Origin of the sequence: Aeromonas sp. YN13HZO-058 (assembly GCF_001921245.1) — a bacterium.
Taxonomy (GTDB): domain Bacteria; phylum Pseudomonadota; class Gammaproteobacteria; order Enterobacterales; family Aeromonadaceae; genus Aeromonas; species Aeromonas allosaccharophila.
In genome coordinates, this window is record NZ_MQSY01000060.1 from 32,517 (window position 1) to 45,003 (window position 12,487).

Sequence of the window (12,487 nt, forward strand, 5' to 3'; positions counted from 1 at the left end):
TTCCTTATTCAAAGATGGTGGCGCCACACTCGGCGCTCGATACCGCGCGACGCATCACGCTGAACAGTTCACGGCCCCACCCCTCTTGTTCCAGAGTGAGGTCAATCTCGGCCTGGGTGCGGCCACTCAAATCGGTCAGGCAGTCGAGGCGACCACTCACCGCATCCACCCGCAACAGATCGCCATCGGCAAGCAGGCCGATGGCACCGCCGTGCAGCGCTTCCGGGGTGACGTGGATGGCGGCCGGGATCTTGCCGGAGGCGCCGGAGAGACGGCCATCGGTGACCAGCGCCACCTTGTAACCGGCTTTTTGCAGATTGCCGAGCACCGGCATCAGCTTGTGCAGCTCCGGCATGCCGTTGGCGGCCGGGCCATTGTGACGCACCACGATCACGGCGTCCTGATTGAGATCGCCCGCCTTGTAGGCCGCCTCCACCGCATGCTGGGAGGAGAAGACCCGCGCCGGCGCTTCAATCACCCGATACTCGGGAGCAACCGCAGAGACCTTGACTACGGCTCGGCCCAGATTGCCCGCCAGCAGCTTGGTGCCGCCGGTCGCATTGAATACGCTACCCGTGGGAGAGAGCACGCTCGCATCGCTGCTCTCGCCCACCGGCTGCCATACCAGCTGGCCATCGACCAGTGCCGGACGGCTGAGGTAATCCTGCATCTCGCCAAAGACCGGGGTGGCATCCATGTGGATCAGCCCCTCTTGCGCCAGACGGCGCATCAGGCCGGGCACACCGCCTGCCTGTTCGAAGGCGTTGACGTCGGCCGGACCGTTCGGGTACATGCGAACCAAGAGCGGCACCACGTCGGAGAGATCGCTGATGTCATCCCAAGTCAGCACCAGACCGGCGGCGCGGGCCAGCGCCACCATGTGGATGCTGTGGTTGGTGCTGCCGCCGGAGGCGAGCAAGGCCACCAGACCGTTGACTAAGGATCGCTCGTCCAGCACCTCGCTCAGCGGGCGATAGGCGGGTGAGCCCGGGATCATGGCGCTGATGCGGCGAGCCGCCTCGGCGGTCAGAGCGCGGCGCAGTTCGCTGTGCGGATGCACAAAAGCGGAGCCCGGCAGCATCAGACCCATGGCCTCGAACACCAGCTGGTTGGTGTTGGCGGTGCCGTAGAAGGTGCAGGTGCCCGCCGCGTGGTATGCGCCGCACTCCATCTCCAGCAGGGCATCGCGCCCTACTTCACCGGCGGCGTACTTCTGACGAACCTTCACCTTCTCGTCGTTGCTGATACCGCTCGCCATCGGGCCAGCAGGTACGAATGCTGTCGGCAGATGGGCGTGGGAGAGCGCCCCCATGATCTGGCCCGGGGCGATCTTGTCGCAGATGCCGAGCAGCAGGGTGGCATCGAAAGTGTTGTGAGAGAGCGACAGCGCGGTCGCCTGGGCGATCAAGTCGCGGGAGAACAGGGACATGTCCATCCCCGGTTGCCCCTGAGTCACGCCGTCGCACATGGCGGGCACACCGCCAGCAACCTGGGCGCTGTGGCCCAGCTCGGCCAGCACGGCCTTGATCTGATCCGGATAGCCCTGATAGGGCTGATGGGCGCTCAGCATGTCGTTGTAGGCGGTGACGATGCCGACGTTGGCGCGGGTCATGTCGAGGATGCGACCCTTCTCGTCACTGCTGCAGGCCGCCACGGCGTGAGCCAGGTTGCCGCAGGCCAGCGCGGCGCGAGTCTTGCCCTGCTCTGCCTGACGCTGGATGCGGGCCAGAAATGCCTGACGACGGGCGACACTGCGTTCGCGGATGCGGGCGGTGACGTCGGAAATTACCTGATGAATCATTGGGCTTGCTCCAATGCTGTGACGGCGCGGTCAACCACCTGTTCGAAGGTGCCGTCTATATCAATGTGGAATACACCGGCTTCGCCATCCGGGCGCTCCAGGGTATCGAACTGACTTTGTACCATGCTTTCACGCATGAAATGGCCTTTGCGGGCACGCATCCGCTCGAGGATCAGCGGCTGGCTGCCATCGAGGAAGATAAAGCTGACCGACTCGTTGCCTTCGCGGATCTGGTCGCGGTACTTCTTTTTGAGGGCGGAACAGACAATGATGCCGGTCTCGTTCTTCTGCTCGAGACTGTAGGCGGCGTCGCGGATCCGCTCCAGCCAGGGGGCACGATCCTCATCGTTGAGGGGGTTGCCGCCAGCCATCTTCTGGATGTTGGCCTTGGGGTGCAGGTCATCACCATCGATGAACTTGGCGCCCAGCGCTTCGGCCACTTTCAGACCCACGCTGGATTTGCCGCTACCACACACACCCATCACGATAATGCACTTACCCGCCATAATTTGACCTCTGTCCCACTTTTCAAAAAACCAGCTGTTGATGGGTTCTAATCTAACACGTTACCGGTAACATGTTACCGGTAACGATTGAAAATGTGAAGTCTGCCACAGACTGAGCAAACCCATAGTCACCTGGGCATATGATGTTGAGCCCTTGCCATAAATCTAAATAAATCATAAAGATATGGTTTGCCGACGGATCGGCAAGGTGTCACTCTGAACTTGGAAAAAGGAACGCATAACAATGTCTGACCTCTCCCTGATCATGACGGCCGCCGGCTCGATTGTGCTGCTGCTCTTCCTGGTGATGAAGGCCCGGCTCCACGCCGTGGTAGCCCTGATCCTGGTCTCCATGGTGGCGGGTCTCGCCGCTGGCATGAACCCGGCCGATATCGCCGCAACCATCCAGAAAGGGATGGGTGGCACCCTCGGTTTCGTCGCCGTAGTGGTGGCGCTGGGCGCCATGTTCGGCAAGGTGATGGAAGTGACCGGCGCCCTCGACCGGGTAGCCCACACCCTGCTCGGCAAGTTCGGCGTCAAGCGCGCCAACTGGGCCATGGCCCTGACCGGCTTTGTCTGCGCCCTGCCGCTGTTCTTTGACGTGGCCGTGGTGCTGCTGATCGGTGTCGCTTTCGCCATCGTTCGTCGTGGCGGCGGCAGCGTGGTGAAGATCGGTATCGCCCTGCTGGCGGGTATCGCCACTTGCCAAGCCTTCCTTATTCCGGCGCCGGGCCCGATCCTGGTGGCATCCCAGCTGGGTGCAGACTTCGGCTACATGATCCTGTTCGGCCTGATCGCCGCCGTACCGGCACTGATCCTGGCTGGCCCGCTGTTCGGTGACTTCATCAGCAAGATCGTCGATGTGCCGCTGCCTGCCGATGCCCAGAACAGCGTCCACGATGACAGCAAATCCCTGCCCTCCTTCGGGCTGGCCATGGGTCTGATCGGTCTGCCGCTGCTGCTGATCGGCCTCAAGACCATCGTCGGCCGCTTCGTCGAGGCGGGCTCTACCCTGCACGGCTGGCTGGAGTTCATCGGTCACCCCTTCACCGCCATCATGGTCGCCTGTCTGGCCGCCTTCTATTTGCTGGGTATTCGCCGCGGCATGTCACGTGACGAGGTGATGAGCGTCTGCAACAGCGCCATCCAGCCCGCCGGTGTCATCATACTGGTGACCGGTGCCGGTGGCGTGTTCAAGCAGGTGCTGGTTGATTCCGGCGTCGGTGCCGCGCTGGGCAACATGCTGGCCGACTCCGGTCTGCCCATCGTCGCGCTGGCCTTCATTCTGGCGGCCGCAGTCCGAGTGATTCAGGGCTCTGCCACCGTCGCCATGCTGACCGCCTGCGGTCTGGTGCTGCCGATGCTGGAACCGCTCGGTCTGAACGGCGCCCAGCTGGCGGCCGTCACCATCGCCATCGGCGGCGGTGCCATCGTGCTCTCCCATGTCAACGACTCCGGTTTCTGGCTGGCCAACCGCTACCTCGGTCTCTCCGAGAAGCAGACCCTGCAGACCTGGACCGTGATGGAAACCATCATCGGCACCACCGGCGGCGTGATGGCGATGATCATCTACAGCTTCCTCTGACAAGGGCGAAAAGCTGACAAAAAGGCCTCACTCGTGAGGCCTTTTTCATCTTTCTGATGATTCTTTCTTTGGCTGAGAGGGCGAGATTGCTAGAATCGCCTATTCATCGCTCCGAGTGGAACGCTTAACCCCGTGATTTCAGGTTTATCTATGCATTCATCGGCCCATTATCGACAACTGCTGGCGCGCCTGCCCCAGATCGCCGTCGCGGCGGATCAGTTTGAAGTGCTCTACAGCGCGCAGGATTTCAAAAGCCGCATTCTGGCGCTTATCGCCAGTGCCACCCGGCGCATCTATCTGGTCGCGCTCTATCTGCAGGATGACGAGGCGGGACGGGAGATCCTCTCCGCCCTCTACGCCGCCAAGCAGCGCAATCCGGCCCTCGACATCAAGCTGTTCGTCGACTTCCACCGTGCCCAGCGCGGCCTGATCGGCAAGGGCAAGCAGGGCGGCAACCACCTGATGTATCAGGGCATGGCTGCCGAACACGAGCACCAGATCGAAATCTACGGCGTGCCGGTCAAGGGGCGCGAGCTGCTCGGCGTGCTGCACCTCAAGGGCTTCATCTTTGATGATGTGGTGCTCTACTCCGGCGCCAGCCTCAACGACATCTACCTGCACCAGCAGGATCGCTACCGCTTCGATCGCTATCACCAGATCACCAGCCCGGAGCTGGCCCGCAGCATGGTCAACTACGTGGACGACCTGTTCGTGAAGAGCGACGCGGTGCAGCGACTGGATCACAGCGATATCCCCAGCGCCAAGCAGCTGAAGGGGCCGATCCGCCGCTTCAAGCAGAACCTGCGCCAGAGCCAGTACCGCTTCAGCACCATGCCGGTCAACACTCAGGAAGTGGCCGTCACCCCCATGGTGGGTCTGGGCAAGCGCAACAATCAGCTCAACCTGATGATCCGCAATCTGGTGCGCGCCACCGAGCGGGAGATCTTCATCTGCACCCCTTACTTCAACCCGCCCAAGGAGTTGAGCAAGGATATCGAGGATCTGCTGCAGCGCGGTTGCAAAGTCACCATCGTAGTGGGCGACAAGACCGCCAACGACTTCTTCATTCCGCCGGAAGAGAAGTTCTCCACCATCGGTGGCCTGCCCTATCTCTATGAGACCAATCTGCGCAAGTTTGCCGAGCGCAACCAGCGTCACATCGACGATGGCCGCCTCAACCTGATGCTCTGGTGTTGCGAGCGCAACTCCTACCATCTCAAGGGGATCTTCGTGGATGACGAGTGGGCGCTGCTCACCGGCAACAACCTCAACCCCCGCGCCTGGGCGCTGGATCTGGAGAATGGCCTGCTGGTGCACGATCGTCGCCACCTGCTGCGTCCCCAGTTCAACGCGGAGCGGGAGAACATCCTGACCAACACCAAGCGGATCAGCCACTTCGATCAGGTGGAGCAGATCCAAGACTACCCGGAACAGGTGCGCAAGCTGCTGGGACGGATCCACAGGGTCAAGGCCCATCTGCTGCTCAAACGCATCATCTGACCTTGGGCGCCATGCGCCCGCACCTTGCCTGTTGGCAGCCGTACAAAGGCCTCCCGTTTTCGGCAGGCCTTTGTTATATCCGCCGTTTCCCCCGCGTTGGTGGCCCTGCCAGCAGCAACTCGGCTTGCATCGGCCCCTCAACAACCCCTATCATCTGGACATATTTACAGTGTTTTCGGGCATCTAATTGATGAAATTGGATAAAATTCCTCTCGATAGCCTTAAAGGTGTCGGCAGCAAGATGCTGGAGAAGCTCGAGCGGCTGGGGCTGGCCACGGTACAGGATCTGCTGTTCCACCTCCCCCTGCGCTACGAGGACCGCACCCAGGTGTGGCCCATCGGCGATCTGCCGCCCGGGCTGCATGGCGCCGTCGAGGGCGAAATCCAGGACACTCAGCTGGTGATGGGGCGCCGCCGCATGATGGTCTGTCGCATCAGCGACGGTACCGGCACCCTCACCCTGCGCTTCTTCAACTTCACCGCCGCCCAGAAGAACAGTCTGGCGGCGGGCCGTCTGATCCGCTGCTTTGGCGAGGTGCGCCCCGGCAAATACGGGCTGGAGATGGCCCACCCCGAGTACAAGCTGCTCGGCGAGGAGCAGGCGGGTCAGACCGAAGAGGCGCTCACCCCCGTCTACCCGACTACCGAAGGGCTGCGCCAGCTCACCCTGCGCAACCTCACCGATCAGGCGCTGGCCCAGCTCGACCTCTATGGCGTGGAGGAGCTGCTGCCCGCCGGCCTCTATCCCCACCAGATTGAACTGGCCGCCGCCCTGAAATTGCTGCACCGCCCGCCCCCCTCGGTGGCCCTGCCACTGCTGGAGAGCGGCCAGCATCCGGCCCAGCAGCGGCTGGTGCTGGAGGAGCTGCTGGCTCACAACCTCTCGGTACTCAAGGTGCGCGCTCAGGCGCAAACCCAGCTGGCCCGCGCCCTCAAACCGGCGCCCGCGCTGGTTGAACAGCTGCTCGGCGCCCTGCCGTTCAAACCGACCGGCGCCCAGAGCCGGGTAGTGGCGGAAATAGCTAAGGATCTGCAACAGAGCCACCCCATGATGCGGCTGGTGCAGGGGGATGTGGGCTCCGGCAAGACGCTGGTCGCGGCACTCGCCGCCCTGCAAGCCATCGGCAACGGCTGTCAGGTGGGGCTGATGGCACCGACCGAGTTGCTGGCCGAACAGCACGCCATCAACTTCGCCAAGTGGTTGGAACCACTCGGCATCGGAGTTGGCTGGCTGGCTGGCAAGCAGAAGGGCAAGGCGCGGGAAGAGTCGCTGACCGCGATCGCCGATGGCAGCGTCAAGATGGTGGTGGGCACCCACGCCATCTTTCAGGAGCAGGTGGTGTTCCATCGTCTGGCGCTGGTCATCATCGACGAACAGCACAGATTCGGGGTGCATCAGCGCCTCGCCCTGCGCGAGAAAGGGGAGCGTGAAGGGGTACATCCCCATCAGCTGATCATGACCGCCACCCCCATCCCCCGCACCCTGGCGATGACCGCCTACGCCGACCTCGACACCTCGGTGATCGATGAACTGCCGCCGGGCCGTACCCCCATCACCACAGTCGCGCTGCCCGACAGCCGTCGCAGCGACGTGATCGAACGGGTCAAGCTCGCCTGCACCGAGGGCAAGCAGGCCTACTGGGTCTGCACCCTGATCGAGGAGTCGGAGGTGCTGGAGTGCCAGGCCGCCGAGGATACCGCCGCCGAGCTGCAGAACCTGCTGCCTGGGCTGCATATCGGGCTGGTGCACGGCCGGATGCGTCCGGTCGAGAAACAGCGGGTGATGGAGGAGTTCAAGGCAGGCATACTGCAACTGCTGGTCGCCACTACCGTCATCGAGGTGGGGGTGGATGTACCCAACGCCAGCCTGATGATCATCGAGAACCCTGAGCGACTGGGGCTGGCGCAGTTGCACCAGCTGCGCGGTCGGGTTGGCCGGGGGGCGGTGGCCTCCCACTGCGTGCTGCTCTATCATGCCCCCTTGTCCAAGACGGCCCAGAGCCGACTCGGGGTGCTGCGGGAGACCAACGATGGCTTCCTGATCGCCCAGCGCGACTTGGAACTGCGCGGCCCGGGCGAACTGCTCGGCACCCGCCAGACCGGTCTGGCCGACCTCAAGATCGCCGATCTGGTGCGAGATCAGCCGCTTATTCCGCAGGTACAGAAGATGGCGCGCTTCCTTATGGATAGGCATCCGAGTCATGTCGAACCCTTGATACGGCGCTGGCTCGGCTTACGGGATCACTATTCCAATGCCTGATCGAGGTAGATGCAGAAGATGGGCACATTGCCTGATGGATAGTCATCCAAACCATGTCGAACCCTTGATACGGCGCTGGCTCGGCTTACGGGATCACTATTCCAATGCCTGATCGAGGTAGATGCAGAAGATGGGCACATTGCCTGATGGATAGTCATCCAAACCATGTCGAACCCTTGATACGGCGCTGGCTTGGCCTGCGAGATCACTACTCAAACGCCTGATCGAGGTAGATGCAGAAGATGGACACATGTCCTCATGGATAGGCACCCGAGCCATGTCGAACCCTTGATACGGCGCTGGCTCGGCTTACGGGATCACTATTCCAATGCCTGATCGAGGTAGATGCAGAAGATGGACACATGTCCTCATGGATAGGCACCCGAGCCATGTCGAACCCTTGATACGGCGCTGGCTCGGCTTACGGGATCACTATTCCAATGCCTGATCGAGGTAGATGCAGAAGATGGGCACATGTCCTTATGGATCGTCATCCAAGCCATGTCGACCCGCTGATCCGCCGCTGGCTCGGCCTGCGAGATCACTACTCAAACGCCTGACAACACCCCCCAAAACAGGAGGAAAGCATCCATGAATTCCTGGCTCCGCGGCCTGCTCTACACCTTCGCCTTCCTGCTGCTGTTTGTCTGGGTTGCCCTCGGCCTGTTCGACGCCGAGCGCGCCAAAGGCCCCATCGCCAGCTGGATCAGCCAGCAAACCGGCGTGCCGGTCACCATAGGGCGACTGGTATTCAACCCGCTCCACCCTTACACCCTGCTGGCAGAGCAGGTACGCTACGGCGATGCGGTCTCCCTCGACAAGATTTATCTGGAGATCGAGAGCATCGACTGGCTGAGCCGCGACGTGCGCATCGCCCACCTCGATCTGATCCGCCCCGCCATCAAGCTGCCGCTGCCCAACCAGTTGCCGAGCCTGCCGGTGCATTCCCTCACCATCAGCGACAGCACCATAGACCGGCTCAGTCTGGAGAGCAGCGAGCTGACCCTGCGCGGTCTCAACGCCACCCTGAGCGACTGGGAGCTGATCGACCCGAAACGGCAGCCACAGGCCAACCTGAGCCTCAATATCGGCCAACTGGAGACCCCGCAATTCACCTTCGCCCGCCTCAACCTGCAAGGACGGCTGGAGGGGGAAGTGCTGCGTAGCGACAAGCTGGTGACCAACCTGTTCGACGGTCTGCTGGAGACCGGCATGGTGCTCGACTGGCCCACCCGCACCCTGCAACTGCACGATCTCAAGGCGCGCGGCCTGCGAGTGGAGCTGGGTGATCTGACACTGCAAGGCTTCCCGCAGCGATTCCCGTTGCAAAGCGTGTCGCTGGATCGCGGCCAGCTGGACGGTGTCAGCCTCAACGACATCAATCAGGAACTCTCTTTCAACAACTTCAGCGGCCAGCTCACCGCCTTCAACTGGCAGGCTGGCAGCCAGCCCACCGGCTATTTGGCGGGCACTCTGGGGGACATGGGGCGCGGCCTGTTCCAGCTGGAGGAGATCAAGGGCAAGCTCGCCTTCTCACCCCAGCAGATTGATGCCGAACTGCAGGGTAAAGCCTACGAGGGGGCATTCACTCTGGATCTGGCCCTCGACACCCAGCAGCAGAAGCTGACCCTCAAGGATATGACCCTGAGCGGCATGGATATCAGCCTGCCGCAGGGGTGGTGGCAGGATTGGCAGAGCTGGCGCCCGCAGCAGGTGGATATCCGCAAGCTGGCGTTCGACAAGCTCAAGGTGCTCTCCTTCGACGATACCCTGCCCCTGTCGCTGACCGGCTGGCAGCTCTATCTGAGCGATCTCGCCCTGCGCGATAACCAGCCCGGCCCGCTGCTCGGCCGTGCCCGCATCGAGAGCAAGTGGTTCGAGCTGGTGTGGGATGGCCTCAGCGCCCGTAACGGCGAGCTGGATGGGGAGCTGACCCCCAGCTCCTGGCAGCTGGGCAAGCTCACCAGCTCGCTGCCGGATGAGGGCACCCTCAGCCTGAGTGGCCAGTGGGGCCGCGAGCCGGGCCAGAGCAGCCGCCTGCAACTGCAGGCGACCAAGCTGGATCTGGTGCAGTGGGGCAAGATATTCCACTCCCCGGTCTCCTTCGCCGGCAAGGCGGACGTGAGCGCCGACCTGCAAGCCGAACACGGCAAGGCGGCGGGCGAGTGGCGCCAGACCCTGCAGGGCAGCTTTGCCCTCGATGCCGATGAGCCGTTTTGGGACAAGGTGAAGATAGATCCGCTGCTGGATGAGTGGTTCAAGGGAGCGACCCCACCCACCCTGACACCGGATCAGCTGTGGCAGGCGATGCAGGAGGGTGACACCCCCTTCTACCGCATCAAGCTGCAGGGCAAGATCGACAAGGGGCAACTGCAGATCGAGCAGGCTGGCGCCTCCACCATCACCCATCTACTGGCGCTGCAAGGGGGGATCGATCTGGTCAATGAGCAGTGGCAGCTCGATCTGGGGGTGCTCAACGGCAACCGCTGTGCCGAGCTGCTCGGCCAGTGGCGCGGGCCGCTGACGGAACCCACGCTGGCATGGAGCTTCCCGCAGAAGCAGGACGCCTGCGGCTGGGAGGTGGGGGTACGCTATCCGCCGCAAGGCAACAGCGCCCCGCTCTGGCGACCTGCTCCCGCGCCGAAAGCTCAAACCCAAGCCCAAGTGCAGACCCAAGCCGGGCAGACAAGCGACAGCCAGCAAGGGTAAAAACAGACAAGGCCTCATAATGAGGCCTTGTTGTTTGATGGGGAAACGGCGCGGTTACTGGCCCGGACGGCGGGGCGGCTGCACCACGTAGTGACCGCAGAACTCCGCCGCCAGCTTGCCGCCGCTGAACAACTGGATATTGAGACTGAAGGTGGCAGGTTCGCCCCGTTTGAGCGGCTGCAACACGGCGGGCATCCCCTCGCGGGCCACCCGCGCCTCCGGCTCCTCATCGACCGGGCCATGATATTTGATGGTGCTCTCGGCCAGCACCGGCTCGCCCACCAGCCCCTCCTCTTTGAGTTGCAGCCAGATCAGACCCCAGCCCGCCAGCACGCACTGGCTGTAGACACTGCCGGCAAACATGCTGCCATGCACGTTGAAGTTGGCCGCCAAATTGGCCTTGAGATGGAAGGTCTGGCCGTCGTAGTGGCTGATGTGCATCCCCATCTTCTCGCTAATGGGCACCCCGCGCGACCAGCGGGTGGTGAGATCCTGACACCACTCCGGCCGATACTGGATAGTCTGCAACGGGCTCAGGGATTTGATCATCTGGCGATGGGGAATGCGGCCAAAGGAGACGGGGCCGCCCCCCACTTCGAGAAAACCGCACTTGCGATAGAACTCCACCGCCTCCTGACGGGCGTTCATCACCAGCCGTTTCACCTTCTCGCTGCGGGCCAGCTGCTCGAGATCCTCCACCATGCGGGCACCCAGCCCCTGCCCGCGATATTCGGGACGCAGCGCCATAAAGCGGATCTGCGCCTCGTCGCCGCCGATAAAGAGGCGCCCTACCGCGATGGGGGTGCCATCAGGGGCCAGCATCAGCCGGTGAATGGCGACCGTGTCGTATTCGTCCCGCTCGGAACCGACGGGCAAATTGAAGGGCTTACGCAGAAGTTCCCAGCGCAACTGGTAATAGGCATCCAGCTCGGCTGCCGTTTGGGGGGTGACCACCCGGTACATAGATCGATCCTTGAGTTACACTGGTCGGAAACCATCTTGCCGTGCAAATTCATGGACTTCAATCTGCAAGCGTACCAAGCCGATCACTTGTTGCACCTCAGCGTCAAACCCCAGCGCCGTCTCACGGTACAGGAAAATAGCCACCATCGCTGGCTGGAGATAGACGGCGTGGTGCAATCCGCCATGTCGCTCGCCGACCCCGCCGCCCTCTGTTTGCCACATCAGCGGGTCATCGCCTGCCTGCTGCCGGAACAGGCCAGGCAGATACTCGAACTGGGGCTGGGTGGCGGCGATCTCACCCGCCATCTCTGCCAGCGCTGGCCCTCGGCCCGCCATGAGTGCGTCGACCTCGACGAAGAGGTGCTGACCGTTTATCAGCAGTTTTTCCAGCATCAGGTGCACGATGGGCAAGCCGTTCCGACACTCCATCAGGCCGATGCCCTCGCCTTTCTCGAGCAGAGCGAGCAGCAGTACGACCTCATCCTGCTCGATCTCTTCAGTCAGGATGGCAACCCGCTGCTGCTGTTTCAGGAGCGCCTCTACCGGACGCTGGCCCCCCGCCTCAGCGGTACACTGGTCATCAACCTGCTGCCGCGCACCGAGCTGGAGCTAACCCACGCCCTGACCCTAATAGAACAGTGGATTGGCCCGGCCACCCCCTATCCGGTCGCAGGGCTCATCAACGTGATCGTCCACGTCATACCGCGGGACCAGGCATCCTCAGACCTGTAGCCAGAAGGTGACCGGGCCGTCGTTGACCAGCGCTACCTTCATGTCGGCAGCGAAGCGACCGGTTGCGGTCGGGATGCCGCTGGCGGCGGCCTTCGCCACGAAGTAGTCATAGAGCCGCTCGGCCTCGCTCGGGTGAGCGCCGCAGGAGAAGCTCGGGCGCATCCCGCTCTTGGTGTCGGCCGCCAGGGTAAACTGGGAGACCACCAGCAGGCTGCCGCCGATCTGGCTGACATTGAGGTTCATCTTGCCATTCTCGTCACTGAACACCCGATAGCCGCTCACCTTGTGCAGCAGCTTGTCGGCCTTGGCCTCGTCATCCCCCTGCTCCACTCCGAGCAACACCAGCAGCCCCTGACCGATGGCGCCGGTCACTTCGCCCTCGACGGTCACGCTGGCCTCGCTGACCCGCTGAATCAATGCAATCACATCCC

9 protein-coding genes are annotated in these 12,487 nt (G+C 62.7%); 5 read left to right on the forward strand and 4 right to left on the reverse strand.

What is annotated here, in order from left to right; all coding sequences use genetic code 11:
* Positions 1 to 4: 4 nt before the first annotated feature.
* Together edd and BSP75_RS15065 are read right to left on the reverse strand one after the other, a co-directional pair.
* Positions 5 to 1,801 carry a phosphogluconate dehydratase gene (gene edd / locus BSP75_RS15060; protein WP_075113722.1) on the reverse strand — a complete coding sequence of 599 codons (1,797 nt, stop codon included), beginning with the start codon at positions 1,799 to 1,801 and terminating at the stop codon, positions 5 to 7.
* Positions 1,798 to 2,307, reverse strand: coding sequence for a gluconokinase (locus BSP75_RS15065; RefSeq protein ID WP_005340649.1), 510 nt, complete (start codon positions 2,305 to 2,307; stop codon positions 1,798 to 1,800). The genes edd and BSP75_RS15065 overlap by 4 nt, the downstream gene beginning before the upstream one ends.
* Positions 2,308 to 2,551: 244 nt before the next feature.
* Between BSP75_RS15065 and gntU the strand changes: the two genes are divergently transcribed.
* The 4 genes from gntU (at position 2,552) to BSP75_RS15085 (ending at position 10,361) form a co-directional block, all read left to right on the forward strand.
* Positions 2,552 to 3,892, forward strand: a complete 1,341-nt coding sequence (gene gntU / locus BSP75_RS15070; protein ID WP_075113723.1) for a gluconate transporter — start codon at positions 2,552 to 2,554, stop codon at positions 3,890 to 3,892.
* A gap of 150 nt (positions 3,893 to 4,042) precedes the next feature.
* Positions 4,043 to 5,392, forward strand: a complete 1,350-nt coding sequence (pssA, locus tag BSP75_RS15075) for a CDP-diacylglycerol--serine O-phosphatidyltransferase (RefSeq protein WP_075113724.1) — start codon at positions 4,043 to 4,045, stop codon at positions 5,390 to 5,392.
* A gap of 190 nt (positions 5,393 to 5,582) precedes the next feature.
* Entirely contained in the window at positions 5,583 to 7,652 is a 2,070-nt protein-coding gene (gene recG / locus BSP75_RS15080; protein WP_075113725.1) for an ATP-dependent DNA helicase RecG, read from the forward strand.
* Between the two features lie 591 nt (positions 7,653 to 8,243).
* Positions 8,244 to 10,361 carry an AsmA-like C-terminal region-containing protein gene (locus tag BSP75_RS15085; protein WP_075113726.1) on the forward strand — a complete coding sequence of 706 codons (2,118 nt, stop codon included), beginning with the start codon at positions 8,244 to 8,246 and terminating at the stop codon, positions 10,359 to 10,361.
* Between the two features lie 54 nt (positions 10,362 to 10,415).
* Here BSP75_RS15085 and BSP75_RS15090 read toward each other — a convergent pair whose 3' ends face one another.
* Entirely contained in the window at positions 10,416 to 11,324 is a 909-nt protein-coding gene (locus tag BSP75_RS15090; protein WP_075113727.1) for a bifunctional GNAT family N-acetyltransferase/hotdog fold thioesterase, read from the reverse strand.
* 51 nt (positions 11,325 to 11,375) lie between these two features.
* Here BSP75_RS15090 and BSP75_RS15095 point away from each other — a divergent pair, with 51 nt between their 5' ends.
* Positions 11,376 to 12,056 (forward strand): methyltransferase domain-containing protein, encoded by a 681-nt coding sequence (locus tag BSP75_RS15095; RefSeq protein ID WP_075113796.1) that lies wholly within the window; start codon positions 11,376 to 11,378, stop codon positions 12,054 to 12,056.
* Here the strand turns inward: BSP75_RS15095 and dtd are convergent.
* On the reverse strand, positions 12,045 to 12,482 hold the full coding sequence (gene dtd, locus BSP75_RS15100; protein ID WP_033138812.1) for a D-aminoacyl-tRNA deacylase: 438 nt from the start codon (positions 12,480 to 12,482) through the stop codon (positions 12,045 to 12,047). The genes BSP75_RS15095 and dtd overlap by 12 nt on opposite strands.
* Positions 12,483 to 12,487: the final 5 nt, after the last annotated feature.

Coding starts and splice junctions, on each gene's coding strand:
- BSP75_RS15095 (WP_075113796.1), top strand. CDS start 11,376: ATGGACTTCAATCTGCAAGCGTACCAAGCCGATCACTTGTTGCACCTC.
- edd (WP_075113722.1), bottom strand. CDS start 1,801: ATGATTCATCAGGTAATTTCCGACGTCACCGCCCGCATCCGCGAACGC.
- BSP75_RS15085 (WP_075113726.1), top strand. CDS start 8,244: ATGAATTCCTGGCTCCGCGGCCTGCTCTACACCTTCGCCTTCCTGCTG.
- gntU (WP_075113723.1), top strand. CDS start 2,552: ATGTCTGACCTCTCCCTGATCATGACGGCCGCCGGCTCGATTGTGCTG.
- pssA (WP_075113724.1), top strand. CDS start 4,043: ATGCATTCATCGGCCCATTATCGACAACTGCTGGCGCGCCTGCCCCAG.
- recG (WP_075113725.1), top strand. CDS start 5,583: ATGAAATTGGATAAAATTCCTCTCGATAGCCTTAAAGGTGTCGGCAGC.
- BSP75_RS15090 (WP_075113727.1), bottom strand. CDS start 11,324: ATGTACCGGGTGGTCACCCCCCAAACGGCAGCCGAGCTGGATGCCTAT.
- BSP75_RS15065 (WP_005340649.1), bottom strand. CDS start 2,307: ATGGCGGGTAAGTGCATTATCGTGATGGGTGTGTGTGGTAGCGGCAAA.